Source organism: Pseudomonas fluorescens (genome assembly GCF_012974785.1).
GTDB lineage: Bacteria > Pseudomonadota > Gammaproteobacteria > Pseudomonadales > Pseudomonadaceae > Aquipseudomonas > Aquipseudomonas fluorescens_BT.
This window is the reverse complement of sequence record NZ_CP027561.1, coordinates 5,513,375-5,539,968: the sequence shown is the minus strand read 5'-3', so window position 1 is coordinate 5,539,968 and position 26,594 is coordinate 5,513,375. Positions and strand designations below refer to the sequence as shown.

Genomic DNA, 26,594 nt, shown 5'->3' with positions numbered 1-26,594 from the left:
GGCGTGCCGGCAGGCACGTTATCCATGGAAGGGAAGGCGAATGAGGTAAATAGATAGGACGTGGTTACTGATTCGATTCAGTTCGTTTCAACTGTCGGGCCGTTCAACGCGAGATCCTCGGACTCCATTGGAAATGGCCGTCCGGATCCGCGTTGAACTGCCGGGTGAGGGAGCTTACTTGCCGAGTTTGCGTAACTCATCCGACTCGACGATCCGCACCCCGTCCTGCTCTTCCAGCGCGAGGCGCCACATGGCACGGGCCAGTTGGCAGGCTTCGATGCCGCGGTACTTGCCGGGAATCAGTTTCGAGAAGGGGGCGGCCAGTTGTTCGCCCAGGCGTGGCTCGCTGCGTTCGCCAAGCAACAGCGATGGCCGGCAAATGGTCAGTTGCGGCCAGTCCTGCGCGCGCAATGCATATTCCATCTCGCCTTTGACCCGGTTGTAGAAAATCGAGGATCGGCGATCGGCCCCGAGGGCACTGATCACGATCAGGTGTCGTGCGCCCATTTCCCGGGCACGCTTGGCGAATGCTACGACCATGTCCAGATCCACGGCGCGAAACGCCTCTTCGGAGCCGGCCTGCTTGATGGTGGTGCCGAGGCAGCAATAGGCGATGTCGACCCGGCCGGCCAGTTGTGGAAGGAACGTCTGTGGATCACCGACCGGGTTTTCCAGGTGCGGATGTTCGGCCAGCGGCCGGCGTGAAGGGGCCAGGACACGGGTAATCGTCGGCTCGTTGAGCAAACGGTCGAGCAGATGTTCACCGGTCAGCCCGGTGGCTCCGGCAAGCAATACATGCTGAGGCGTCAAGTACATAGTGTCTCTCCCTTGATACTGTTCAGCTTAGTTGCTGTTTGTCGCTCCGTCGTTCAACGCAGCACTTTGCAACGCTTTTCTCGCCTGTTGCTTGCGCAGTAGCTGCCAGTGCGCAAGCACGGTTTTCGGTGCCCAGATCTGCGGTTCAGAAGCTTCGAAGTTGTCCGCCAGCTCGCGCTCGGCAACCGTGGCCTTGGCCAGTTTGAAGGCTTGCTCCAGGTCGTCGGTCTGGTTCAGTGCCTGGGCAAACAGGGCATCGCCGAAATAGGTGAAGTTGGCCTCCTCGGAGCAGCCGAATGACACGCGGTCGGCGCGCGAGGCGGTCATGATCAGCGTTCTTTCGTCCTTCAGCGCCGGAATGAAACCACCGGAATAGCACGCGGAAATCACGATGATCTTGTCGCGGTTTTTCAGCGGCGCGAGCACGGCGGCGAGTTCGTCGGCGGGCAGGTCGGCAAGCTCCATGCGCGGCTGATCGAGGACCAGTTCGTGCTCGGCGGTGCCGTGGCTGGTCAGATAGATAAACACCAGGTCTTCCGGGCCAGTGCGTTCGGCCAGGGTCAGTGCTGCTCGGCGCAGGTTTTCGCGGGTGGCCATCGGTCGATCGCCCAGGTGATCGCGATGGTTGACCAGGCGAATCTGGCCAAAGGCGCCGAAACGGCTGGCGAGCATGTTGGCCACGTAGTCGGATTCGCGCAGGAACACGCTTTGCTTGCCGTCGCCGCCGAGGGTCAGGGTGTACAACTCTACCGCCGGGGTCGAGGCTGGCACGTTGGCCAACGCTTCGTCGAGCAGGCGGCCCTGGGCCAGCAGGCCGAGTTCGAGGGTGTCGGGCAGCAATTTGCCGTCTGCATCGCGCACGCGCTGGCCATTGATCCAGGTGCCGCTGAGCACGGTGCCGTCAGTCAGCACCAGCGTGCCGCGTCCCGCGTAGCTGTCGCTGTCGAAACCGCCGATGTAGAAACTGCCGTCGGACAGATTCAAGCGGCCCTGGCCACTGAAACGCCAGTCGTTGAAATAACCGATGTAATGGCTGCCGTCGGCACCGATCAGTTCGCCCTTGCCAGTCAGCGCGCCTTCCTTGAACTGGCCGAGCCAGACGTCGCCGTCGGCGTTCTCGTAGCGGCCCTTGCCGTGCAGTTGATTGTTCTTGAAGCCACCGACATAGATGTCGCCGTCGGCGCTGTTGAAGGTACCGTTGCCTTCGAGCTGGCCATTTATGAAGTGGCCGCTGAACTGATTGCCGCTGGCGTCGCCGCGCTGGCCTTCACCGTTGGGTTTGCCGTGGGCGAACTGACCCTGGTAGGAGCTGCCGTCGTCGAGTTCCAGGCGACCCAGGCCGGAATACTGATCGTCCTTGAATTCGCCGCGATAGGTCATCGCGTTTTCCTTGAGGGTGCCTTCGCCCTCGCGCCGGCCGAGCTTGAAGCCGCCGGTGTAGCTGCCGCCGTGGGTGGTCAGCGTGCCCTGGCCGTCGAACAGGCCTTGCTGGAAATTGCCGCGATAGACTTCGCCATTGCTGCCGTGCCATTCGCCCTGACCGTGCCACTGCCCCTTGTCGAACGTGCCGGCGTACCAGCTGCCGTTGGGGTAGTCGACCCGGCCCTGGCCTTGCAGCAGACCGTTGACCAGCTCGCCGCGATAGCGTCCGCCGTCGGGCAGGCGTGCGTCCGGGGGCAACAGCGATTCGCCGTCGCCGCAAGCGGTGAGCATCAGGGTCAGGGCAAGCGGTGCAAGAGCAGCAAGTTGGCGCATAGCGGGATCCGGGCAATTAGGCGACCGAGTATGCCGCAGCTATGTGACCTTATACAGCCGGCAGGGAGGAGTGGATGCGAAACCGCGTGAGCGGCTTCGCATCCCGGCACTCAGACGAAGCAGAGCGACAGCGGTTCGGCGATGTAGGCCGGTTTGTCCGAGCCTTCGATCTCCAGGGTGGCGGTGGCCTTGAGCAGCCACTGGCCGGGTTTCTTTTCGGTCACTTCGCCGAGGTCGACCTTGAGCCGGACTTTGGAGTTGACCTTGACCGGCTGGATGAAACGCACGCTGTCCAGACCGTAGTTGACCACCATCTTCACGCCTTGCGGCAGGATCAGGATGTCTTCCATCAGTTTGGGGATCAGCGACAACGACAGGAAACCGTGTGCAATGGTGCTGCCAAATGGCGTTTGCGCGGCTTTGACCGGGTCGACATGGATGAACTGATAATCCCCGGTGGCTTCGGCGAACAGGTTGATGCGCTCCTGATCGATGGTGAGCCATTCGGAACGTCCGAGTTCCTTGCCGACATAATCTTTGAGCTCTGCAACTGGAACATAGGGCATTGAGACTCTCCTTGGGTTCATCGGTTTTATAGTTTTTCAGGTGGGGGATTTGACCGCCCTGCGAACCACTGTAGATCATCATGGCGATTTGCTCAGGTCAACCGACCATGCTTTTGGCGAATGCCGATCCATAGCGCAGGCGTGCTTATAATGCCGACGACTTGCGGGTTGGAAAGTAAGACGGAGATGACGGATGTTGCTACGCGGCCTGACGTGGCTGGTGCTGTTTCAATTGCTCGGCACGGCCCTCAATCATTTGCTGTTGCCGGTGCTGCCGGGGCCGATCATCGGCCTTTTGCTGTTGCTGGCATTCCTGATCGTGCGCGGTGAAGTCGGCGAGCCGCTGAATCTTGCGGCCGGCAGTCTGCTGCGTTACCTGCCGTTGCTGCTGGTGCCGCCGGCGGTGGGTGTGATGGTCTATGCCACGGCGATTGCCGCGGATTTCTGGGCGATCGTCGGTGCGCTGGTGGTGTCGCTGATTCTGTCCATGGCTTTCGCCGGGGTGTTGATGCAGCGCCTGGTCAAGCGCCACGCACCGCATTCGGAGGAATCCTGATGCTGTTTGACTGGCAAGGCGCCTGGGCTTCGGTGATTCATCACCCGCTGTTCGGCATCGGTATCACCTTGGGGGCTTACCAACTGGTACTGGCGGCGTTCGAGAAAACCCGCTGGATCTTTCTGCAACCGGTGCTGGTGTCGATGCTGCTGGTGATCGGCGTGCTGGTCGGTTGCGGCCTGACTTACGTCGAGTATCGCAAGAGCACGGAGATCCTCAGCGTTCTACTGGGCCCGGCAACCGTCGCGCTGGCGGTGCCGCTGTATCTGAATCTGCGGCGCATCCGCCAATTGTTCTGGCCGATTTTTACTACGCTGGTGATAGGCGGGGTGGTCGCCACGGGCATGGGCGTGGCGCTGGGCTGGTGGTTTGGTGCCGATCACATGATCCTGATGACCATGGCACCCAAATCGGTGACCTCACCCATCGCGATGCTGGTGGCTGAGCAGATTGGCGGTGTCGCGGCATTGGCGGCAGTGTTCGTGTTGATCACCGGGGTGATCGGCGCGATCTTCGGCCCGGCGTTGTTGACCCGCCTCGGTGTGCACAGTCCCGAGGCGCGCGGCATGGCGCTGGGCATGACGGCGCATGCGGTCGGCACGTCGGTGGCGTTGCAGGAAAGTGACGAGTGCGGCGCCTTCGCGGCACTGGCGATGAGTCTGATGGGCGTGGCCACGGCGGTGTTCCTGCCGTTGGCGGTGTCGATGGTGGTGTAAGGAAATGTCTATGAGTCTGCCGCTTTTTCCGCTGAACACGGTGCTGTTTCCCGGCTGCAACCTGGATTTGCAGATCTTCGAGGCGCGCTACCTGGACATGATTGGCCGCTGCATGAAGCAGGGCGGCGGTTTCGGCGTGGTGTGCATTCTCGAAGGCCATGAAGTCGGCGCTGCCCCCGAAGGTTTCGCCATGGTCGGTTGCGAAGCGCGGATCACTGACTTCCAGCAGCAGGACAACGGACTGCTGGGCATCCGGGTGCAGGGCGGACGCCGGTTCATCGTGCAGCGCACCGAAGTGCAGCGCGATCAACTGATCGTCGCCGAGGTCGAGTGGCTGGACGAAGAGCCTGAGCAACCCTTGCAGGATGAGGACGCCGATCTGGTGGCGTTGCTCAAGGCTCTGGCCGAGCATCCGATGGTTGAGGCGCTGAACATGGGCACCGAAGCGGCAGGGCAGCAGTCGCTGGCCAATCAGCTGGCGTATCTGCTGCCGTTTGCCGAGGAAGACAAGATCGACTTGCTGCAACTCGATGACCCGCAGCAGCGACTGGATGCGATCCAGGCGCTGCTCGACGAGTTGCAGGGCGAGTTGTTTGCCTAGAGTCGAAATCGCTATTGCGGCCAGATGATGTCGTTGGCGAACCACTCCTTGTCCTTGCCCAGTGTCAGTATCGGTTTGCCGGCCTGGGCTGCCTTGTCGATCAGAGCATCATATTCGTATCGATTGTAGGCGCCTCGATGGGTTCGCTCTTCCATGTCCATTCGTGACTGATATCCGGCCTCATAAGCAATGTCTTCGACTTTTGCGGCGCGAGTCAGGGTCGAGTCGAGCAGCCAGAGGCGATTCGAATCGATGCCCCGTTTCGATGCTGAAATCAGCGCCTCAAGCTCATCCTCCGGGAACCACGCACCCTTGTCCCTGGCCGCGGCATTGAGCAGGTGATTCTCCTCTCTAAGAACGACTTCCATTTTTCGTGTGTCGATGATGTAGGCGAATATGATCTTTTGATCGTGCCGGACGGTTTCGTAATTGCGTTCGGGGTCGAGCTCTACGTCCGACGCTTCGGACCAGTCATTGTCAGATTCCCCTGACTCATTGGCGGGATCGCCGGGCTTGCGTCCGGGGTACTTGTTTTTCTGGTTGTTGTAGAGCAGGTATACCGGATCGGGCGAATCGATGCCTTTGCCGGCATATTCATGAACCAGTTTCAGGCTGACGGTTGCGCTGACCGGTTTATCGGTGGTTGCTCCACGAGGATGCTTCAATCGCGGCAACATCCGGTCATCGTTGTAGAACTCGAACGGTGTCCGTTCATCAGCCCGGAACAGGGCCGGAATGTCCGTCCGGTACAGGCAGTCGCTGTCGTTGCGCAGGTACCCCAGCTTCGCAATGAATCCGTCGAGAAATTCGCGGCTGACGCTCTCGCTGAAATCACCATAATCGCCCAGACGACTGAGCAGCAGCTTGCCGTTTCTCAGGGGAAGGAGCAGGGGTTCTATTTCCTGATGGAGCGCGTCGTAGCGTCCAGGGTCGTCAGTGTTCAGGGATCGTGTCTTGTGCTGCACGACCCATTCCGGGAGCTCTGACGGATGGGCGATCAGATCGTCGCGCAGTCGAACGTGCTGGAGCGGAGAAAGGTTGTATGAACGCAATTGCATGACCCGCTCACCGTGAGTCATCTGCGGGTACAGCCTTGCGAAATGCGTACCCAGCAGTTCGGACGTGGCTGCTTTCAACTGGGCTGGCACCAACGTGATTCGCGGCTGTCTTGTCGGCACCGCCGCTTCTGCGGCACGGTTATCCGCACTCGGTCGTTTGAGCGGATGGGCTGTATCGGTCTGTCGAGCAGGGCTCCAGGTTGATTCGCCGGCGTTTCTGTAGAGCGCAGGTCCCGGCGCAAGCTTTCGGTACAGATCCATGGCCCGATACGTGCCCAGGTTCGGGTCGAACTCCACATGCACGGTGCCGCTGTCTTTGACATCGACGAACTTGCGTCCGACGACATAACGCAAGCCCTCTTCATTGGCCGGTTGCATGTTGCGCAGCAAGCCGGGGCTCAACAGATAGCGGCTCAACAGGGTTGCCGATTCCCGGGACCGCTCAGGCAAGTCCGAGAACTCGACTCTGGAAGGGGTGGTGATAGCGGTGGATGGCAGTTGATGCCCCGGGGGGCGATTGCCTGATATGACCGGATCGGAAAGTGAATCATGTGACGGTGGTATCTGCCCCTGTGGCCGCAGCCGGGGAGGTTGAATCGAAGGGTCGGCGGACGTGTCGATCCTGGACGGGGTTGGCATTGAGGGTGGTTTGGGGCGCATGGTGTCATTCCTTGACGATGGACAGGTGTTCGGCCGATATCACACGGGACGGCTCGCTTTCGAGTCTCCAGGTGTCGGTGGCAACGTTGTAGAAAATCCTGCCGGAAGTGGCATCGCGCAAGCGCAGGTTCAGAACCTGCAAATCAGTGTTTTCAAGTTCGTCGCGATGCTGGTGGTCCCTCGCGTCCTGAACAAGCGCATCGATTGTCGAGTACGCCCGAGCATCCGCCACGCAGAGACCAATCACCTCGAACAGGTTATTGATCCGGTAACGGTTCCCGGACGAGATCGCTACCTCGACGGTTTCCAGGGGCAATAGTGGATCGTTACTGTCCGGCAGGTGAATGTGAACGCTGCCGATTTTGATCAGGTCGTTCTTGATGCTCAGGTCGCGCAGGGTGATTTTTTCCGGCAGGAGATGCGTGTGAATGAGCCAGGTGGATGAACCGGAGAGTCTCACGTCAGCTTCGGCGGTGGACAGGCGGATGGAGAGATTGCTGGCGGGGAAAAGCTCATAGCTTGCCGATCTTCCTTCCAGCCAATAGGTCGCGTTGTGCTCGGTGGCCAGAAAGTCGACCCGTTGCGGGGTGTTCTTCAAGGCGCGCTTGCTGACAAAGGGGCTGACGAACAGGTATCGGCCCGCTCGCTCGCGCAGTGAGGCTCGGCTTTCAATGAGCCGGTAACCCGGATTCTTTGCATCTTCCAGATAGTTATTGCGGGGGAAGTCCAGGTGGTAGGAGACGCCATCGCGCATCACCAGGGTCAAGGGATGATTCATCGCCCACCCTGCGGCCATGTTGCCGGCGCCCATGTCGCTCTTTCGGGTCCGGTTCCCGATCACGTTTCCATGCAGCGAGAGCCGGGCTCCCCGAGCGAACGTCAGGGTGAAATGGACATTGTCGTAATCGAGGAATGTGAACGCCTCCATTTCCGTGATGCTCACGACATAAGTGGCGCTGACCCTGACAATTTCCTCACTGTCGAAATCGACGTACACGGTGCTGTGCGAAGGGAGGCTGTCCTTCGGGGCGAACAGGGCGGCGCGACGGATCTGGCGGGAAACGAAATAGTGAGAGTGTGCTTGAGCCGACAGTACGTGCGGATGATCGTTGATCTGCACCGGAGACGCCTTGGGTACGCCTGACGTTCGGATGGTGACGCTGACGGGCAGATCGCCGGACTGCAGAATCTCGGTGGGCCAGTCCGGCTGCAAGTGGAAACCGTCCTGGGTAATGAACGCCCATTTTTCATGGTGCAGGATGCGTTTGCCATCCATGGTCCGGTAAGCGTTCTCCAGTATCAGTTCACGCCTGGGCGACCCGGGATCATCGTCTCGAAGTGACTCGATCACCAGCGCGTTCTCCCGGACGAACCAGCGCTGGATGGCTTCAAGCGATACGCCCAGATAGACCGTGCTCGGCTCCAGACCGTCCTCGGTGATGGAGATCCTGTGGCACATCGGGTCTAGATAATAGATATCACTGCCGGGACCGCCATCGACCGTGGCATTCAGACCACGTACGGATATCTGATCATCCCCGGCACCGGCCTCGACGTGATCGTTACCATTGGCTGCAATGATGTCCGCCTGATCGGAGCCGATGACCCGATTGGTTGCGCCGGCAAGTGTCTCGACCTTTTCGATGGACTTGAGTGTCGAATGCAGTACCGGTTCAAGTCCCGGGCTCGCGGGGCGCAACGCCAGCCTTCCGCGTTTCAGATCAATGTCATAACCGAGATGGCGGGGTGGGTCGGGAATATGGTCGAGGTGCTTGTGCGTGCCTTGAAGCCACAATAGATCGATTCCATCTCCACCCGACAGTTCGCTGGCCTTGATCGGGTCGTACGAGAGTGCTTCTGACGCCGACTGAAACACAAAGGAGTCGTTCTTGTCGCCACCGCTCAGGGTTTTGCGGCCTGTGGTGTAGCTGAAGAAATTCGGCTTTTCCTTAATACCCTGCACCGTGTCATGCCCACCGCCCAGACTCCAGAAAACCCCTTTGGCAGGGTCACTTTTCGTTATGGAGACGACGGAATCCGAATCCGGTAAACCGTCACGCGCGTCATTCGAGTCGTCTGTGTCTTTGATGATGGGCAGGTTTTCGATGGTGTAGGGCGTTTCGCCCTTGTCTTCGTCCCATTGGTAACGATAGAGACGGGTGGGTTGCAGCGTCACCTCGAATCGACCGTTGACAATGACGTCGACGGTTTCCCTGAATTCGTTGTCCAGCCATCGAAGGCTGCGCGTCTTCAGGGCTTTGGCGTAGTCGTCGGTGGTCTTGGCGACCAGGTAGCGATCCATGAGCGCCTTGTCCTGACGCTGTCCGGTGAACGCAAACCAGCCGGCACGCCAGCGTTCGTTCACGGTCAGTTCGATGTAGTCGTCAATATCGTCGACCGCCCGCACCGCACCATAGATTTTTGATCCGACAATCATGATTGCGGCGGCGGCGATACCCACCGGGCCTGCCGCCTGGAATCCCGCCAGTGCTGCGCAGCCAAGGGCCAGGGACAGCGCGCCACTGAACACGCTCAGTCCGCCGGTGACATACAGGTCCTGCGCTTCCTTGCCCTGGGCCTTGGCCGCATCGGTGAAGGATTTGATGGCGGTATAGATATCGAAGGGCAGTGTCAGCACGCTGGCGATCAACCCGGCTCCACGACACAGCCACTTGCCCATGGAGGTCTTGCCGAATTGTTCGAAGGCCATGGATCCCTGGCGGATCATTTGCTCGCCGGTCTTGCTCAGGGCGTATTCGACTCCCAGTGAAGTGATTTCCGAGAGACCTCCGCCAAGGTTGATCAGCGCTTCAGTCGTGTCACCTTTCTTCAACGCGTCGATGGCGCCGATGTAAGCGCTGTAGAGTCCGTACGCCTGCAGCCCGACGCCCATGCTGGCCATCCCGCGGCTTTTGGTTTTATCGACCCAGTCCGGCAAGTGTTCGGGCAACGGGTCCCGACGAATGTCCAGGCGTTGGGTGGCGTTCAGCAGGTGGTTGATCTTGTTCATGGCGTCAGCGAACTCACCGGTGGGCATCTCACGCATGAGTGGTGGGGCATCGGGAGAGCGCTGGGTGACGATTTCGTACAGCAGGGGCGGGATCTGAGCGTTTTCCGGTGAGGGAACGGATCTCATGCGCTGTTCGATCTGAGTCGTATCGAATTCCAGTGCATCGATGAACGCTTGGTCAGGTTCGGAAAAGTAGGTGCTGCTCGCCGAGAGGGCTTGCCCGTGGATTCGGCCACCCAAGGCCTGAAGCGTCTGGCGACTGACGCTGAACTCTCCGATGCGCAGAGGGCCGAACAGGGTGTCGATATCCGCAAGCCCGGGCTTTTGGCCCGAGGCCTGAAGGGGGGGCTCCGATTGGATGTTCAGGTCGGATATTTTGATCGGAGCTGGCGGTCGGTCAGTCCGTGAAACAGGGTTCAATTGATTCGTCAAAGTCATGGTTCTTTTCACAAGTCCGTTTGTGGTGCTGCTGCCGAAATGTGGCATGGGACACGGACTTGTTCATGAGCATTTGCTTTGCCAAATGTTTGATGACGCTCATCGGCGCCGGATGCACCGATGAGCATTGAGCGCGGGCTCAGTAGGCATATCGCAACAAGGTGTGTGGCAAATGCCGCAATACAAAAAAACCGAACAGGGCGACCAGCGCAGGCAGCACCAGCCACCAGACCTTTTGCGGCATCGCTTCAAGCGGGGAGCGGCGCTGAGTCAGCCACAGGCTCGCTGCGCAGACGCAGGCGGCGAGCATGGCACCGGCCAGGACATCCGTCGGCCAGTGTGCTCCCAGATACACCCGTGACAGAGCAATCGCCAGCGCCGGAATGCAGCCGATCAACAGCCAGGTCAGGCGCAGTCTTGGCGGTTGCCCGCGTCCGGCCAGCACCGCCAGTGTCAAAAACAGCGCGAACGACCCGGACGCGTGGCCGCTGGGCATGCTGTAACTGGTGATCGGGTCGGTCAGCACTTCCGGGCGTACCCGGGCGAAAAACAGTTTGGTTCCGGTGTTGGCCAGTGCGGTGACGAGCAAGGTACTGCCGGCGAAGATCGCCTGACGCCACTGGCGGCACAGCAGCAACAGGCCGGTCAGCAGAATGCTGAACACCAGCATGTTGCGGAATTCGCCGATCAGGGTGAAAACCACCGCAACTTCGTCGAGCGCCGCACTGCGGTGTTCCTGCACAAGGGTCATGACGCCTTGATCGAGTGCTGTCAGATACGGATAACCGATGAACAGCGCGATCAGGATCAACAGGCTCATGCTGCTGATCCAGACCGTCGTCCGGCGATGGCGGCGCAGGCTGCTGTTGGCGCTCAGGCCGACCATCACCGCGATGCTGCCGGCGACGATTCCTGCCTGCAGCCAGAAGCCTTCCGGCAACGGCAGACGAATCGCCGCCCCGGTGGCCCAGCCCGGCAGCAGGTAGGCAATGCTCCAGCCCGCCGCCGCCAGCAGGCTGACGGCAGCGAAGCGCGGGAAGGGCATGTCGCACATCCCGGCGACCATTGGCAGCATCGGCCTTAGCGGACCGATGAAACGCCCGACCAGCAGACTGGCAATACCGTAGCGCTGGAAATAGGTCTCCGCGCCGGCCATCCACTCCGGGTGATGACGCAGTCCCGGCAGGCGCCGGATGTTCTGATGGAAGTGGCGTCCGAGGAAATACGAAACCAGGTCGCCAAGAATCCCGCCGAGAAAGCCCAGCAACAGGGTCTCGCTCAGTGACAACGCGCCGCTGCCGGCAAGTGCCGCCACGGCGAACAGCAGCACTGTGCCGGGAACGATGATCCCCGCAATCGCCAGGCACTCGACTAAGGCCACGATGAATACCGCAGCGGCCAGCCACTGCGGGTTGGCGGCCAGCCATCCGGTCACGCTATCGAGCCATGGGCCCATACAAAGCACTCCATTTCATTGATGTCCCAGGTCGGCGTACCGCAGAGGGGAATTTCACAGCAGAAAGTAATCACGCCCTTCGACCTGACCCCGGCGCAACGGGTTCCGGGTGCACCACTGGGCGTAGGCTGCGTCGACGAAGCGATACATCAGGTGCTCGTCGCGCCCGCGGGGGATGCCCAGGCGGGTGGTCTGGATGATGTGCCCCGGCGCAGGGCCGGTGTCCTCCACCAGCAGTATTTCGTGGTCGAAGCGCTTGGCGTCCCACACCGGCACCTTCAGTCCCAGTGCCTTGCACAGCAGAGTCTGCCCGGCACAGAGTTTCTGCGAGGGGCGCGGGTGGCCCTGAGCATCGGGATTGTTCAGCAGCATTTGCGCGAGACTGGCCGGGCCGCTGATCTCGTCGACCCATGGATAGGCCGATTTGATCAGCACCGCATTGCCAGGCCCCTGGGCACTGAAATTCAACGAGTCGCCGCCACGGGCGTAGTACATATAGATGTGGCCACCATCCAGAAACAAAGCTTTACGCTTTTCCGTGTAGCCGAGGGACGCGTGGCTGCCTTTTTCTTCGCAGTAATACGCTTCGGTTTCGATGATCCGGGCGCTGAGCCACAGGTCGCCGACGCGATGGCGGATGACTTTGCCGAGCAGATCCCGGGCAAGCGTCTGGGCGTCACGGTCGAAAAAAGCGTCCGGAAGGCCCATCGGCAGGCGCTCGGCGTGGGCACGAACGGTCAGATTGGACATGGCAAACGGTGTTTATCCAGGTGAAAGAGGTCGTGATGATAACAATCCGAGCCTTAATTACGGCTGAACATCGGCAAATCGCCGTCCATTTCGACCATCCGCCCGTCACCGCTGTTAGTCCCGGGACGCGACAGCTATAATCTGCCGCTTTCCTCTTTGCCAAGACCCCAGCAGACCATGACTGAGTCCGTTCTTGACTACATGACCCGATTGGGTCGCGCCGCCCGCGAAGCTTCCCGGGTCATCGGCCGTGCCAGCACCGCGCAGAAAAACCGCGCCCTGCTGGCTGCCGCCAATGCCCTGGATGCCGCCCGCGCCGAGCTTGCAGCAGCCAATGAACAGGATCTGGCCGCCGGTCGCGCCAACGGTCTGGAGCCTGCACTGCTGGAGCGTCTGGAACTGACCCCGGCGCGCATCGACGGCATGATCGTCGGTCTGCGTCAGGTCGCAGCGCTGCCGGACCCGGTCGGTGCGATCCGCGACATGAGCTTCCGTCCGTCGGGCATTCAGGTCGGCAAGATGCGTGTGCCGCTGGGCGTGATCGGGATCATCTACGAATCCCGTCCCAACGTGACCATCGATGCCGCGAGCCTGTGCCTGAAATCCGGCAACGCGACCATCCTGCGCGGTGGTTCCGAAGCGATTCATTCCAACCGCGCGATTGCCGCCTGCATCCAGCGCGGTCTGGCCGAAGCCGAACTGCCGGCCGCCGTGGTGCAAGTGGTGGAAACCACCGACCGCGCCGCCGTTGGGGCGCTGATCACCATGCCCGAGTACGTCGATGTGATCGTGCCGCGCGGTGGTCGTGGCCTGATCGAGCGCATCAGCCGTGACGCCCGTGTACCGGTGATCAAACATCTGGACGGCATCTGCCACGTCTATGTCGGCGAACACGCCGATCTACCGAAAGCCCAGCGCATTGCCTTCAATGCCAAGACCTATCGCTACGGCATCTGCGGCGCGATGGAGACTCTGCTGGTCGATCAAAGTGTTGCGAAGGGTTTCCTGCCGTCGATGGCGAAGCAGTTCCGCGAAAAAGGCGTCGAGCTGCGTGGCTGCGAGCGCACCCGGGCGATCATCGATGCCGTGCCGGCCAGCGAAGAAGACTGGAGCACCGAGTATCTGGCGCCGATTCTGTCGATCCGCGTGGTCGACGGTCTGGACCAGGCCATCGAACATATCAACCATTACGGCTCCCACCACACCGATTCGATCGTCAGCGAAAATCTCGCCGACACCCGCCAGTTCGTGGCTCAGGTCGACTCGGCGTCGGTGATGATCAACACCCCGACCTGCTTCGCCGATGGATTCGAATACGGATTGGGTGCCGAGATCGGCATTTCTACTGATAAGCTGCACGCCCGTGGCCCGGTGGGCCTCGAAGGACTGACCTGCGAGAAATACATCGTGGTCGGTGATGGCCAGTTGCGCGGCCAGGCGACGGTCTGACTTGTCCGACCTCGACCTGAAAACGCCGAAGTCCGGCAGAAAGTCTCGTCCCCAGCGCATTGGCGTTCTGGGCGGTACGTTCGATCCGGTGCATGTCGGCCATTTGCGTGGCGCACTGGAAGTTGCCGAAGCGCTGGCCCTCGATGAGCTGCGCATGATGCCCAGCGCCCGGCCGCCGCATCGCGATACCCCGCAGGTGTCGGCGCAGGATCGGTTGGCAATGGTTGAATGTGCGGTGGCCGGTGTGCCGCCGCTGGTGGTGGACGCCCGCGAACTGCAGCGGGACAAGCCGTCCTGGACCATCGATACCCTGGAGTCGCTGCGTGCCGAAATGGCCGCCGGGACCCAGGTTTTTCTGCTTTTGGGCTGGGACGCATTTTGCGGCCTGCCCACTTGGCACCGCTGGGAGGAGTTGCTCCAGCATTGCCACATCCTGGTGCTACAGCGCCCGGACGCCGACAGCGAACCGCCGGATGCCTTGCGCAACCTGCTGGCAGCGCGTTCGGTGAGCGACCCGCTGGCCCTGAAAGGGCCGAGCGGACAGATTGCATTCGTCTGGCAGACACCGCTCGCGGTCTCCGCCACCCAGATCCGTCAACTGCTGGCCAGCGGTAAGTCGGTACGTTTCCTGGTGCCCGACGCGGTCCTGGCCTACATCGATGCGCACGGTCTGTACCGTGCGTCGAACTGAACAAGGCGTGCTCAAGTAACACGATCATCGTGGGACGAGACGCCGAATACATGAGCAAAACGAGTTTTATATGACTGACAAAGACCAAACCAAAGTAAAGCGCAAAGGCACGTTCAAGAGCGCTCCGCTGCCAGAGCCGGTCAACACCAGCGAGCCGCTGAAAGGTGACGAGCTGGTCAAGATTGCCGTGGCCGCCCTGGAAGACGTCAAGGCCCAGGACATCCAGATCATCGATGTGCGCGACAAGCAAAGCATCACTGACTACATGATCATCGCCACCGGTACGTCCAACCGCCAGATCAACGCGATGCTGGACAAGGTTCGCGAAGAAGTGAAAAAGCAGGGCGCCAGGCCGCTGGGCGAAGAAGGCAAGGGCGACAGCGACTGGGTGCTGCTGGACCTGGACCTGGTGATCGTGCACATGATGACCGCCTCGGCTCGTCAGTTCTACGACCTGGAGCGCCTGTGGGCCGGTGCCGAGCAAAGCCGTGCGGCGGACGCCAAGCACCACAGCCCGGAAAACACCCACGAGCACTTCACCAAGCTCAACAAAGACCAGCTGTAAGGGCCGCGCTGTGCGACTGCGACTGATCGCCGTCGGTTCACGCATGCCCAAGTGGGTGGAAGAAGGCTGGCATGAATACGCCAAGCGTCTTCCGTCCGAGCTGGCACTGGAACTGGTGGAAATTCCGCTCAATACCCGTGGCAAGAATGCCGACGTGGCCCGCTTCATCCGTCAGGAAGGCGAAGCCATGCTGGCCAAGGTCGGGCACAACGAGCGGATCGTCACCCTCGAAGTGCACGGCAAGCCCTGGAGCACCGAGCAGCTGGCGGGCGAGCTCGACCGTTGGCGGCTGGACTCGCGCACGGTCAATTTCATGGTCGGCGGCCCGGAAGGGCTGGCGCCGGAAGTCTGTGCCCGCGCGGATCAGCGCTGGTCGCTGTCGCCGCTGACGTTGCCGCACCCGCTGGTGCGCATCCTCATCGGCGAGCAGTTGTATCGTGCCTGGACCGTGTTGTCCGGCCACCCTTACCACAAGTAATCCTGCCCTCATGTCCCAGCCGATCCGCATCAAGGACCACGAAAAAGACGCCCGTCTGGTGCGTAGCCGCGTCGTGTTCGGGGCCATTGCGGTGGTGCTGCTGATCTGTGTGCTGATTGCCCGGCTGTATTTCCTGCAGGTGATTCAGTACGAGTATCACTCGACCCTCTCGGAAAACAACCGCGTCCATGTCCAGCCGATTCCGCCGACCCGTGGCCTGATTTACGACCGCAACGGCGTGGTGGTGGCGGACAACCGTCCGAGCTTCAGCCTGAGTATGACCCGGGAACGCTCCGGCGACTGGCAGCAGGTACTCGACGTGATCGTCGAAGTGCTGGAGCTGACGCCGGAAGACCGGGTGATCTTCGAAAAGCGCATGCGCCAGGGGCGTCGGCCGTTCGAGCCGGTGCCGATCCTGTTCGAGCTGACCGAGGAGCAGATCGCCCGGATCGCGGTGAACCAGTTCCGGCTGCCCGGGGTGGAAGTGGTGGCGCAACTGGTTCGTCACTATCCGCAGGGCGCGCATTTTGCGCACTCGGTGGGTTACATGGGGCGGATCAACGAGAAAGAGCTGAAAACCCTCGATCCGGTCAACTACAGCGGCACTCACCATATTGGCAAGACTGGCATCGAGCGTTTCTACGAAGCCGAGCTGCACGGCCAGGTGGGTTACGAAGAGGTCGAGACCAACGCCCGGGGCCGCGTACTGCGAGTACTCAAGCGTACCGACCCGGTGCCGGGCAAGGACATCGTCCTGAGCCTTGACATCAAGTTGCAGGAAGCCGCCGAGGCCGCGCTGGGCGGGCGACGCGGTGCGGTGGTGGCGCTGGACCCGAGTACTGGTGAGGTGCTGGCCATGGTCAGTCAGCCGAGCTTCGACCCGAATCTGTTTGTCACCGGCATCAGCTTCAAGGCGTATGCCGAACTGCGTGATTCTATCGACCGGCCGCTGTTCAATCGCGTGCTGCGCGGTCTGTACCCGCCGGGTTCGACGATCAAACCGGCGGTGGCGATTGCCGGTCTGGACGCCGGCGTGGTGACGGCGTCGAGCCGGGTGTTCGACCCGGGTTACTACATGCTGCCCAACTATGACCACAAATATCGCAACTGGAACCGCACCGGGGACGGCTTCGTCGACCTCGACACGGCGATCATGCGGTCCAACGATACCTACTTCTATGACCTGGCGCACAAGCTCGGCATCGACCGGTTGTCGGCCTACATGAACAAGTTCGGCATCGGCCAGAAGGTCTCGCTGGACATGTTCGAAGAATCTCCAGGGCTGATGCCTTCGCGCGAGTGGAAACGCGCCACCCGCAAGCAGGCGTGGTTCCCGGGCGAGACCCTGATCCTCGGGATCGGCCAGGGCTACATGCAGTCGACCCCGTTGCAACTGGCCCAGGCCACCGCGCTGGTGGCCAACAAGGGTGTGTGGAACCGTCCGCACCTGGCCAAGACCATCGAAGGCGAGAAGCCGAAGGATGAAAACCCGATGCCGGACATCGTCCTGCGCGATCCGTCGGACTGGAACAAGGTCAATCACGGCATGCAGCAGGTGATGCACGGTGCCCGGGGTACGGCGCGCAAGGCGGCGATCGGCGCGCAATACCGGATCGCCGGCAAGTCGGGTACGGCCCAGGTGGTCGCGATCAAGCAAGGCGAGAAATACGATCGCTCCAAGGTGCAGGAACGCCACCGCGACCACGCCCTGTTCGTCGGTTTTGCACCGGCCGACAACCCGAAAATCGTGGTGTCGGTGATGGTCGAGAACGGTGAGTCCGGTTCCGGCGTCGCCGCGCCCGTGGTGCGTCAGGTGATGGACGCCTGGCTGCTGGATCAGGACGGACGCTTGAAGGCCGAATACGCCAGCCCAATCAGTGCGGAGGCTACGGCCCGTGAAGAATAATTTCGATCGCATGCTCTCCAGCGAGGATGTGATGCGTCGCCGGGCGACGCTGTTGCAACGTCTGCATATCGACGGACCTTTGCTGGTCCTGTTGCTGATCCTCGCCGCCGGCAGCCTGTTCGTGCTGTATTCGGCCAGCGGCAAGAGCTGGGACCTGCTGGCCAAGCAGGCCACTTCGTTCGGTATCGGCCTGGTGTCGATGATCGTCATCGCCCAGTTCGAACCACGGTTCATGGCCCGCTGGGTGCCGCTCGGTTATGTGGTCGGGGTGGTGCTGCTGATGGTGGTGGACATCATGGGCCACAACGCCATGGGCGCGACCCGCTGGATCAACATTCCCGGGGTGATCCGCTTCCAGCCGTCGGAATTCATGAAGATCCTGATGCCGGCAACCATCGCCTGGTACCTGTCCAAGCGCACACTGCCGCCGCAGCTCAAGCACGTCGGGATCAGTCTCATGTTGATCGGTGTGCCGTTCATTCTGATCGTGCGTCAGCCGGATCTGGGTACTTCGCTGCTGATTCTGGCCGGCGGTGCGTTCGTGCTGTTCATGGGCGGATTGCGCTGGCGCTGGATCCTCAGCGTGCTGGCCGCCGCCGTACCCGTGGCGATCGCCATGTGGTTCTTCATCATGCACGATTACCAGAAGCAGCGGATCCTGACCTTCCTCGACCCGGAAAGCGATCCACTGGGCACCGGCTGGAACATCATTCAGTCGAAGGCTGCCATCGGTTCCGGCGGCGTGTTCGGCAAGGGCTGGCTGCTGGGCACCCAGTCGCACCTGGACTTCCTGCCGGAAAGCCATACCGACTTTATCATTGCGGTGCTGGGCGAAGAGTTCGGACTGGTGGGCATCTGTGCGCTGTTGCTGATCTACCTGCTGTTGATCGGTCGCGGCCTGGTGATTACCGCCCAGGCGCAGACACTGTTCGGCAAATTGCTCGCCGGCGCCTTGACGATGACGTTTTTTGTTTATGTTTTCGTCAACATCGGTATGGTCAGTGGCCTGTTGCCGGTCGTAGGGGTGCCGTTGCCGTTCATTAGCTACGGCGGAACTTCGCTGGTGACGCTGCTGTCAGCGTTTGGGGTTTTGATGTCGATCCATACGCATCGCAAGTGGATCGCACAGGTTTGAATAAGGTGAAGAGTTCAATGCAAGTAATGCGTGACTGGGCGACACGATACGCACCGTGGCTCGGCCTGGTAGGCATCCTTGGCAGCGCGCAGGAAGCGCTGGCCGGCGATTACGAAGGCTCGCCCCAGGTGGCCGAATTCGTCGGTGAAATGACCCGCGACTACGGCTTCGCCGGCGAGCAACTGATGGCGGTGTTCCGCGAGGCCCAGCGCAAGCAGGCGATTCTCGACGCGATTTCCAAACCCGCCGAACGCGTCAAACAGTGGAAAGAATATCGGCCGATGTTCATCACCGACGCGCGCATTGCCCGGGGTGTGGACTTCTGGCGCCAGCACGAGGCGGTACTGGCACGTGCCGAGCAGGAGTACGGCGTTCCGGCTCAAGTGATCGTGTCGATCATCGGCGTCGAGACCTTTTTCGGACGTAATACCGGCAATTACCGGGTGATCGATGCCTTGTCCACGCTGGGTTTCGACTATCCTCCCCGTGCCGAATTTTTCCGCAAGGAGCTGCGTGAGTTTCTGCTGCTGGCTCGCGAGGAACAGGTCGACCCGCTGACCCTCAAGGGGTCCTACGCCGGGGCGATGGGCCTGCCGCAGTTCATGCCGAGCAGTTTTCGCGCCTACGCGGTGGATTTCGACGGCGATGGCCACATCAATATCTGGAACAACCCGGATGATGCGATCGGCAGCGTTGCCAGCTACTTCAAGCGTCACGGCTGGGTGGCCGGCGAGCCGGTGGTCAGTCGTGCCGATGTGCGCGGCGAGCAGGTGGATGAGGGCCTGACCACTGGCATTGAGCCGACGAAAACCGTCGGGGAGTTGCGAGCGCTGGGCTGGTCAAGTCATGATGCGCTGCGCGATGATATGCCGGTTACTGCATTTCGCCTGGAAGGCGACAATGGCCCGGAATACTGGATGGGCCTGAAGAATTTCTACGCGATCACGCGTTATAACCGCAGCGTGATGTACGCCATGGCTGTACATCAACTGTCTGAAGAGCTGGTAAAAGCACGGGGCGTCAAGTAATGCAGGCATTGCCTATCAACAAACCCCTGAAGCTGGTGGCATTCGCCGCGTTGGCGGTCCTGGTCGCCAGTTGCTCGACCAGTCGTGCGCCCACTCAGAAATACGCCTCCAACACCGTTCGTGCCCAGCCGGGTCTGGACATCAACCGGGCCCACAAGGACGGTGCGCCGTGGTGGGACGTTGACGTGTCGCGCATTCCGGACGCCACGCCGACCCTGCACACCGGCCCGTACAAGGCCAACCCGTACACCGTGCTGGGCAAGACCTACTTCCCGTTGCAGGAATCCAAGACCTACGTGGCCTCGGGCACCGCGTCCTGGTACGGCACCAAGTTCCACGGTCAGAACACCGCCAATGGCGAGGTCTATGACCTGTACGGCATGAGTGCCGCCCACAAGACCTTACCGCTGCCAAGTTACGTTCGGGTGACCAACCTTGACAACAACAAGAGCGTGATCCTGCGGGTGAACGACCGCGGGCCGTTCTACTCGGACCGGATCATCGACCTCTCCTACGCCGCGGCCAAAAAGCTCGGTTATGCCGAAATCGGCACCGCGCGGGTCAAGGTCGAGGGCATCGACCCGCAACAATGGTGGGCCGCCAAGGGCCGTCCGGCGCCTTTGATGCTCAACGAGCCGCAAGTCGCGCAGAATAGCGCGCCGGTGATCACGGCTTCGGCCGGTACCATCGAGCAGTGGACTCCACCGCCGCAGCAACATGCCTCTGACACTGTACCTGTACAGATCAGCGCAAAAAAAAACGCTTCTGCACCAGCGTCTGGCCAGTATCTGCAGGTGGGCGCGTTCGCCAACCCGGACGCTGCAGAACTCCTGAGGTCGAAGCTCAGCGGGATGGTGAGCGCTCCGGTGTTCATCAGCTCGATCGTGCGCAATCAGCAGACCCTGCACCGGGTACGCCTGGGACCGATCGGCTCGCCGGGTGAAATTGCCCAGGTTCAGAACAGCGTGCGCTCGGCCAACCTTGGTTCGCCAAGCGTGGTCACCGAGTAAGCAATACGTAGCACTTGATTGACGGTTCACCAGCGATTGGGGGGTGAGCCAGGTTGTTGGCTCGTCGAAGAACAAAAGCCCGGCAAAGGGTGACTGGAGTGAGCAACTGAACACGCGATGGCCCGTTAGAAAGCCATCTGATTAATTTTGCCTTCGGGCAGTTTCCATTAGCGATTTCGAGAGACGGATGAACATCACCACCTTTGCCAAACGCCTGTGTCTGCTAGTCCCGCTGCTCCTCTCGCCAGCCGCCTTCGCGGCCGAGATGATGCCGTCGCCACCACAACTGGCCGCCAAAGCCTACGTGCTCATGGATGCCAACAGCGGCAACGTGCTGGTGGAGAACAACGGTGACCAGCGTCTGCCGCCGGCCAGCCTGACCAAACTGATGACCGCGTACATCGCCACGCTGGAAATCCGTCGCGGCCAGATCGGTGAAAACGACCCGGTGACCGTCAGCGAAAACGCCTGGCGCACCGGCGGTTCGCGGATGTTCATCAAGGTCGGCTCGCAGGTGACTGTCAGCGACCTGCTGCACGGCATCATCATCCAGTCCGGCAACGACGCCAGCGTCGCGGTGGCTGAACACATCGCCGGCAGCGAAGATGCCTTCGCCGACCTGATGAACAAGACCGTCGCCGATCTGGGCATGACCAACACCCACTTCATGAACCCGACCGGTCTGCCGAACCCAGAGCACTACTCGTCGGCTCACGACATGGCGATCCTGGCTCGCGCGATCATCCACGAAGACCCGGCTCACTACGCGATCTACTCGCAGAAAGAGTTCTTCTGGAACGGCATCAAACAGCCTAACCGCAACCTGCTGCTGTGGCGCGACAAGACCGTTGACGGTCTGAAAACCGGTCACACCGACGAAGCCGGCTACTGCATGGTGTCCTCGGCCGTACGTGACGGCATGCGCCTGATCGCCGTGGTGTTCGGTACCAACAGCGAAGTGGCTCGTGCCGCCGAAACCCAGAAGCTGCTGACCTACGGTTTCCGCTTCTTCGAAACCCAGACCTTCTACCAGAAGGGCACCGAACTGGCTCAGGCCCCGGTATGGAAAGGCACCACCAGCCAGGTCAAGGCCGGCCTGGCACAAGACCTGACCATGACCCTGCCGAAAGGCCAGCTGAAGAAGCTCGCTGCCAGCATGACCATGAACCCGCAACTGACCGCGCCAATCGCCAAGGGCGACGTGATCGGTAAAGTCGAAGTGAAACTGGACGACAAGGTGGTGCACAGCGCCGATCTGATCGCTCTGGACGCTGTCGAGGAGGGTGGTATCTTCCGCCGCATGTGGGATAGCATCCGTCTATTCTTCTACGGCTTGTTCAACTGATACGAGTTGACCTGCATGGCCCCGTTCCCTTCCGGAGCGGGGCCTTGTTCGTTACCGGGCTTACGCTTACGAGGCCGTTACGCCATGACCGACACCGAAGTAAAGGCGCCAAAGATCGAATTCCCCCAGGTTGATTATCCGGTTAAGGTGATCAGCGATACGGGCGTCGGCAACAAAGACAAGATCATCGACATCGTCAAGAAACACGCGAAGATCAACGATGAGCGTGTGGACGAGCGTCAAAGCAGCAACGGCAAGTACACCACCATCCAGTTGCACATCGTCGCGACCGACCAGGATCAGCTGTACAACATCAACAGCGAACTGCGGGCGACCGGCTTCGTACACATGGTGTTGTGATGCCGGGCACGCTGGGCTTTCGCGAACTTGGCCAGATGGCTTACGAGCCGGTCTGGCATGCCATGCAACGCTTCACCAACGAACGCGGCAGCGATGCCGCCGACGAAATCTGGCTGGTCGAGCACCCTCCGGTGTTCACCCAGGGGCAGGCCGGCAAGGCTGAACATCTGTTGCTGCCGGGAGATATCCCGGTGGTGCAGGTCGACCGCGGCGGGCAGGTGACTTACCATGGCCCCGGCCAACTGGTGGCGTACCTGCTGCTGGATGTGCGCAAACTGGGTTTTGGCGTCCGCGACCTGGTCACGCGCATGGAGCGGTGCCTGATCGAGCTGCTGGCCAGCTATGACGTCACCGCAGTGGCCAAGCCAGATGCTCCCGGCGTCTATGTCGACGGAGCGAAAATCGCTTCTCTGGGTTTGCGGATTCGCCACGGTTGTTCCTTTCATGGCCTGGCCCTGAACGTGGACATGAACCTGGAGCCGTTTCGACGGATTAATCCCTGCGGCTATGCCGGGCTGGCGATGACCCAGCTGAGCGATCACGCAGGATCGATTGAATTTGCCGAGGTAAGTGCCCGGCTGCGCGCGCAGCTCGTCAAACACCTCGACTATGCTGAGCAGACGACCCTGACGGGCGGAATCGACTGATATGACTACTGATGCAGTGCAAACCATGATCCCGACGCTCGACGTGACCGAGCGCCCGGCCCCGCGTCCCAAGGTTGAAGCGGGCGTCAAGCTGCGCGGCGCCGAGAAGGTTGCACGCATCCCGGTGAAGATCATTCCGACCACCGAACTGCCGAAGAAACCCGACTGGATCCGCGTGCGCATCCCGGTTTCGCCGGAAGTCGACCGCATCAAGAGCCTGCTGCGCAAGCACAAGCTGCACAGCGTCTGCGAAGAGGCCTCCTGCCCGAACCTGGGCGAGTGCTTCTCCGGCGGCACCGCCACTTTCATGATCATGGGCGACATCTGCACCCGTCGCTGCCCGTTCTGCGACGTCGGCCACGGTCGTCCGAAACCACTGGACGTCAACGAGCCGCAAAGCCTGGCCATCGCCATCGCCGACCTGAAGCTCAAGTACGTGGTGATCACTTCGGTAGACCGCGACGACCTGCGTGACGGCGGTGCCCAGCACTTTGCCGACTGCATCCGCGAAATCCGTAAACTGTCGCCGAACGTGCAGCTCGAGACCCTGGTCCCGGACTACCGTGGCCGCATGGACATCGCCCTGGAAATCACCGCGGCCGAGCCGCCGGATGTGTTCAACCACAACCTGGAAACCGTGCCGCGTCTGTACAAGGCTGCGCGTCCGGGTTCGGACTACCAGTGGTCGCTGACCCTGCTGCAACGCTTCAAGCAGATGATGCCGCACATTCCGACCAAGTCCGGCCTGATGCTGGGTCTGGGCGAGACCGACGACGAAGTCATCGAGGTCATGAAGCGCATGCGCGAACACGACATCGACATGCTGACCCTGGGCCAGTACCTGCAACCGTCCCGCAGCCACTTGCCGGTGCAGCGTTTTGTGCACCCGGACACCTTCGCCTGGTTCGCCGAGGAAGGTTACAAGATGGGCTTCAAGAACGTCGCGTCCGGCCCGTTGGTGCGTTCTTCGTACCACGCCGACGAGCAAGCGAAACTGGTCAAGGCCGAGCTGCTCGGTTCCTGATTCAGCGCTGAATGAGAAAGTGCCCGCCGGGGTTTACCACCCGGCGGGCATTTTTTTGTCCGGCCTACACTCGTTATCGACTTTTCCTGCAAACTGCGGCGCAGCTGAAGCTCTTCTGTTTGTCGCCGTTCCTGACTACTGTGTGAGCATGACTTCACACAGGGAGATCCATGGATGACCGTTCGACCGACCCACACCCTTTTTCCGCACAAGCCTGTGCCGGCGCTGCCGTCGGAAGGGCTGATAGGTGTCATTGCACCTGCCGGTCCCGGCACACTGGAGACTGAAAAAGCCGTTCAGTGGATGCGCGCCCGGGGTTACGGTTTGCGGGTGTTCCCTGGCGTCTACGAGAAAGATGGCTATCTGGCCGGCAGCGACGAGGTGCGACTGAACGATCTGCACGCGGCGTTCACTGATCCCGAGGTTGACGCAATCATCTGTCTGCGTGGCGGTTACGGCACGCCGCGCCTGCTGGATCAAATCGACTACGATCTGTTGGCGCGTCATGCCAAGCCGTTCGTTGGCTACAGCGACATCACTGCACTGCATCTGGCGATCAGTCGCTACGCAGGGTTCGTGACCTTTCACGGGCCGCTGTTGAATGCCGATCTGCTGGGTGACAAGGAGCCACCAACGGTGACGTCGTTTTTCGCCATGTTGCGCGGTCAATTGAAGACCGGCAGTGTACTGAGTCATCCGGCGGCTTATCCGTTGACCACGGTTGAGCCCGGCATTGCCCACGGGCGTCTGCTGGGTGGCAATCTGGCAATGATCGCCGCGACCCTGGGCACGCCATACGAAATCGACGTCGAAGGGGTGATTCTGCTCATCGAGGACATCAACGAGCCGCTGTACCGGATCGACCGCTTGCTGACTCAGATGCGTCTGGCGGGCAAGTTGGCCAGATTGCGCGGCGTGCTGGTCGGGGATGTGGCGGGCGTGGATGTCGAGGCCTTGAACCGCTTGCTCAGGCAGACCTTTGCACCACTGCGGATTCCGGTGCTGTCAGGCTGGCGCAGCGGGCACTGCGATCCGAACCTGACGTTGCCGCTGGGGGCATTGGTTCGACTGGATGCAGGAAAGAAGGAGTTGATGCTGGAACAGGATGTGGTGATCAAGGCGTAGAGACTGATCGCCTCATAGTCAGTCATCGCGGGCAATCCCGCTCCCACGGTTTTCAGGTTGTACGCAGATACTGCGATCACCTCTAAACCTGTGGGAGCGGGCTTGCCCGCGATGCTTTTACTGGTTGCGCAGGCTTTCGAGCAGTTTGTGCGTCGGATAGCCATCTGCGGGCCAGCCCAAGGACTGCTGCGCACTGCGGATCGCCTTGCGCGTATTGGCGCCGATGATGCCGTCAGCGGTGCCCGCGTCGTAGTTGCGCGCGGTCAGCAGGTTTTGCAGCTCGATGCGTTCGGTACGACTCAGCGGCAGGTCATCTTTCGGCCAACTGCCATTGATCAGCCCGGCACCGTTGAAGCGTTCGGACAACAGACTCACCGCCAGAGCATAGGACGACGAGTTGTTGTATTTGAGGATCGCCCGGAAGTTATCGAGTATCAGGAACGCCGGGCCACGATAGCCGGCCGGCAACAGCAGGGCGGCTGACAGTTGTTCGGAGCCGGCTGGTGCCTGGCCGCCGTTGGGCAGAATCACACCCAGTTGCCGCCATTCGGCGACGCTCTTGCGAATCGCGCCATCTGCCAGGGTGTAGTTGAAACCGCTCGGCAGCTGCACCTCGAAGCCCCAAGGCTGGCCACGCTGCCAGCCGGAGCTTTGCAGGTAATGCGCGGTGGATGCCAAGGCGTCAGCCGGGCTGCCCCAGATGTCACGGCGGCCGTCACCATCGAAATCCACGGCGTGGGTGTTGTAGGTGGTCGGGATGAACTGGGTCTGGCCCATGGCACCGGCCCAGGAGCCGAGCATTTTCTCCGGTGTGATGTCGCCCTGTTGCAGGATTTGCAGCGCCGCTATCAGTTGCGCGTGGGCAAAGCCCGGGCGGCGACCTTCGTAGGCCAGGGTCGCCAGGGAGTTGATCACCGATTTGGTGCCCTGGAACTGACCGAAATTGCTCTCCATCCCCCATACCGACACCAGTGCCTGGCGATCGACGCCGTAACGTTGCTCGATGCGCTGCAGGATATCGGCGTACTGGTTGATCAGGGCCTGGCCTTTACGTACTCGCAGCGGCGACAGGGCGCCGTCCAGGTATTCCCAGACCGGCCGGGCGAACTCCGGCTGGCTGCGGTCGGCGCGGATCACGCTGGCGTCGAAACTGACGTTGGCGAAGGCACGGTCAAAGACGTCAGCGCGAATTCCGGCGGCCAGGGCGTCCTTGCGGAAACCTGCCTGCCACTCGGCGAAAGTCTGGGTTGGTTGCAGATCGAGGTCGTCACCGGACGGCACTACCGGCGGGACGATCGCGGGGGCCGTGGCAATGGGAGCAGTCTGAAGCGGTTGCGCGTCGGCGGCGGTGGGTTTCTCCGCGCAGGCGACAAGCAGTATGAAACTTGTGGCAGCGATCAGTTGGCGAACGGGCCAACGACGGGAAAGACTGAGGGGCATGCACAGGTC

General features: G+C 61.1%; 24 protein-coding genes. 16 read left to right on the top strand and 8 right to left on the bottom strand.

Translation table 11 applies throughout. The features are described from left to right. Window positions 1-174 precede the first annotated feature (174 nt). The 3 genes from C6Y56_RS25240 to C6Y56_RS25230 all read right to left on the bottom strand — a co-directional run bounded on the left by C6Y56_RS25240 (window position 175) and on the right by C6Y56_RS25230 (window position 3,137). Window positions 175-816 carry an oxidoreductase gene (locus tag C6Y56_RS25240; protein WP_169432078.1) on the bottom strand — a complete coding sequence of 214 codons (642 nt, stop codon included), beginning with the start codon at window positions 814-816 and terminating at the stop codon, window positions 175-177. 27 nt (window positions 817-843) lie between these two features. After that, the gene (locus tag C6Y56_RS25235; protein ID WP_169432077.1) at window positions 844-2,571 is read right to left on the bottom strand and encodes a C13 family peptidase; all 1,728 of its coding nucleotides are present in this window, start codon (window positions 2,569-2,571) and stop codon (window positions 844-846) included. 110 nt (window positions 2,572-2,681) lie between these two features. After that, on the bottom strand, window positions 2,682-3,137 hold the full coding sequence (locus C6Y56_RS25230; RefSeq protein WP_007909575.1) for a MaoC family dehydratase: 456 nt from the start codon (window positions 3,135-3,137) through the stop codon (window positions 2,682-2,684). A 193-nt stretch (window positions 3,138-3,330) separates the two neighbouring features. Here C6Y56_RS25230 and C6Y56_RS25225 point away from each other — a divergent pair, with 193 nt between their 5' ends. The 3 genes from C6Y56_RS25225 to C6Y56_RS25215 are packed head-to-tail and all read left to right on the top strand — an operon-like array spanning window position 3,331 to window position 5,010. Further along, window positions 3,331-3,693: a CidA/LrgA family protein gene (locus C6Y56_RS25225; RefSeq protein ID WP_169432076.1), complete on the top strand. Its 363-nt coding sequence runs from the start codon at window positions 3,331-3,333 to the stop codon at window positions 3,691-3,693. Continuing rightward, complete coding sequence (locus tag C6Y56_RS25220; RefSeq protein ID WP_169432075.1) at window positions 3,693-4,409, top strand: LrgB family protein; 717 nt, start codon at window positions 3,693-3,695, stop codon at window positions 4,407-4,409. The genes C6Y56_RS25225 and C6Y56_RS25220 overlap by 1 nt, the downstream gene beginning before the upstream one ends. Before the next feature lie 10 nt (window positions 4,410-4,419). Continuing rightward, a complete protein-coding gene (locus C6Y56_RS25215; RefSeq protein ID WP_169432074.1) occupies window positions 4,420-5,010 on the top strand; it encodes an LON peptidase substrate-binding domain-containing protein in 591 nt (196 codons plus the stop codon). Between the two features lie 11 nt (window positions 5,011-5,021). Here the strand turns inward: C6Y56_RS25215 and C6Y56_RS25210 are convergent, their stop codons facing one another. The 4 genes from C6Y56_RS25210 to C6Y56_RS25195 all read right to left on the bottom strand — a co-directional run bounded on the left by C6Y56_RS25210 (window position 5,022) and on the right by C6Y56_RS25195 (window position 12,382). Next, window positions 5,022-6,485 (bottom strand): hypothetical protein, encoded by a 1,464-nt coding sequence (locus C6Y56_RS25210; protein ID WP_249314344.1) that lies wholly within the window; start codon window positions 6,483-6,485, stop codon window positions 5,022-5,024. 247 nt (window positions 6,486-6,732) lie between these two features. Then, the gene (locus C6Y56_RS25205) at window positions 6,733-10,176 is read right to left on the bottom strand and encodes a calcium-binding protein (RefSeq protein ID WP_169432072.1); all 3,444 of its coding nucleotides are present in this window, start codon (window positions 10,174-10,176) and stop codon (window positions 6,733-6,735) included. 139 nt (window positions 10,177-10,315) lie between these two features. Beyond that, entirely contained in the window at window positions 10,316-11,632 is a 1,317-nt protein-coding gene (locus C6Y56_RS25200; RefSeq protein ID WP_169432071.1) for a bifunctional DedA family/phosphatase PAP2 family protein, read from the bottom strand. 54 nt (window positions 11,633-11,686) lie between these two features. Continuing rightward, complete coding sequence (locus C6Y56_RS25195; RefSeq protein ID WP_169432070.1) at window positions 11,687-12,382, bottom strand: DNA-3-methyladenine glycosylase; 696 nt, start codon at window positions 12,380-12,382, stop codon at window positions 11,687-11,689. Between the two features lie 177 nt (window positions 12,383-12,559). On the opposite strand from C6Y56_RS25195, the gene C6Y56_RS25190 reads away from it, so the two are divergent. From C6Y56_RS25190 to C6Y56_RS25130, 13 genes are all read left to right on the top strand, one after another. Then, window positions 12,560-13,831, top strand: a complete 1,272-nt coding sequence (locus tag C6Y56_RS25190) for a glutamate-5-semialdehyde dehydrogenase (RefSeq protein ID WP_169432069.1) — start codon at window positions 12,560-12,562, stop codon at window positions 13,829-13,831. Next, complete coding sequence (nadD, locus tag C6Y56_RS25185; protein WP_249314343.1) at window positions 13,800-14,522, top strand: nicotinate-nucleotide adenylyltransferase; 723 nt, start codon at window positions 13,800-13,802, stop codon at window positions 14,520-14,522. The genes C6Y56_RS25190 and nadD overlap by 32 nt, the downstream gene beginning before the upstream one ends. Before the next feature lie 70 nt (window positions 14,523-14,592). Then, window positions 14,593-15,087, top strand: coding sequence for a ribosome silencing factor (gene rsfS, locus C6Y56_RS25180; RefSeq protein WP_169432068.1), 495 nt, complete (start codon window positions 14,593-14,595; stop codon window positions 15,085-15,087). A 10-nt stretch (window positions 15,088-15,097) separates the two neighbouring features. Continuing rightward, window positions 15,098-15,565 (top strand): 23S rRNA (pseudouridine(1915)-N(3))-methyltransferase RlmH, encoded by a 468-nt coding sequence (gene rlmH, locus C6Y56_RS25175; protein ID WP_169432067.1) that lies wholly within the window; start codon window positions 15,098-15,100, stop codon window positions 15,563-15,565. A gap of 10 nt (window positions 15,566-15,575) precedes the next feature. Then, window positions 15,576-17,471: a penicillin-binding protein 2 gene (gene mrdA / locus C6Y56_RS25170; RefSeq protein ID WP_169432066.1), complete on the top strand. Its 1,896-nt coding sequence runs from the start codon at window positions 15,576-15,578 to the stop codon at window positions 17,469-17,471. A 31-nt stretch (window positions 17,472-17,502) separates the two neighbouring features. Then, complete coding sequence (rodA, locus tag C6Y56_RS25165; protein ID WP_085712360.1) at window positions 17,503-18,606, top strand: rod shape-determining protein RodA; 1,104 nt, start codon at window positions 17,503-17,505, stop codon at window positions 18,604-18,606. Between the two features lie 17 nt (window positions 18,607-18,623). Continuing rightward, the gene (gene mltB / locus C6Y56_RS25160) at window positions 18,624-19,634 is read left to right on the top strand and encodes a lytic murein transglycosylase B (RefSeq protein WP_085712282.1); all 1,011 of its coding nucleotides are present in this window, start codon (window positions 18,624-18,626) and stop codon (window positions 19,632-19,634) included. Beyond that, window positions 19,634-20,644 carry a septal ring lytic transglycosylase RlpA family protein gene (locus tag C6Y56_RS25155; protein WP_169432065.1) on the top strand — a complete coding sequence of 337 codons (1,011 nt, stop codon included), beginning with the start codon at window positions 19,634-19,636 and terminating at the stop codon, window positions 20,642-20,644. Before mltB ends, C6Y56_RS25155 begins: the two co-directional genes overlap by 1 nt. 187 nt (window positions 20,645-20,831) lie before the next feature. After that, window positions 20,832-21,989 (top strand): D-alanyl-D-alanine carboxypeptidase family protein, encoded by a 1,158-nt coding sequence (locus C6Y56_RS25150; RefSeq protein WP_169432064.1) that lies wholly within the window; start codon window positions 20,832-20,834, stop codon window positions 21,987-21,989. Between the two features lie 84 nt (window positions 21,990-22,073). Further along, complete coding sequence (locus tag C6Y56_RS25145; protein ID WP_007958664.1) at window positions 22,074-22,349, top strand: DUF493 domain-containing protein; 276 nt, start codon at window positions 22,074-22,076, stop codon at window positions 22,347-22,349. Further along, the gene (gene lipB, locus C6Y56_RS25140) at window positions 22,349-22,996 is read left to right on the top strand and encodes a lipoyl(octanoyl) transferase LipB (RefSeq protein WP_169432063.1); all 648 of its coding nucleotides are present in this window, start codon (window positions 22,349-22,351) and stop codon (window positions 22,994-22,996) included. Before C6Y56_RS25145 ends, lipB begins: the two co-directional genes overlap by 1 nt. Window positions 22,997-23,021: 25 nt before the next feature. Continuing rightward, window positions 23,022-24,020: a lipoyl synthase gene (gene lipA / locus C6Y56_RS25135; RefSeq protein WP_169432710.1), complete on the top strand. Its 999-nt coding sequence runs from the start codon at window positions 23,022-23,024 to the stop codon at window positions 24,018-24,020. 174 nt (window positions 24,021-24,194) lie between these two features. Then, window positions 24,195-25,145 (top strand): S66 peptidase family protein, encoded by a 951-nt coding sequence (locus tag C6Y56_RS25130; protein WP_169432062.1) that lies wholly within the window; start codon window positions 24,195-24,197, stop codon window positions 25,143-25,145. Window positions 25,146-25,262: 117 nt separating this feature from the next. Here the strand turns inward: C6Y56_RS25130 and C6Y56_RS25125 are convergent, their stop codons facing one another. After that, window positions 25,263-26,585 carry a lytic murein transglycosylase gene (locus C6Y56_RS25125; RefSeq protein ID WP_169432061.1) on the bottom strand — a complete coding sequence of 441 codons (1,323 nt, stop codon included), beginning with the start codon at window positions 26,583-26,585 and terminating at the stop codon, window positions 25,263-25,265. Between the last annotated feature and the right edge of the window lie 9 nt (window positions 26,586-26,594).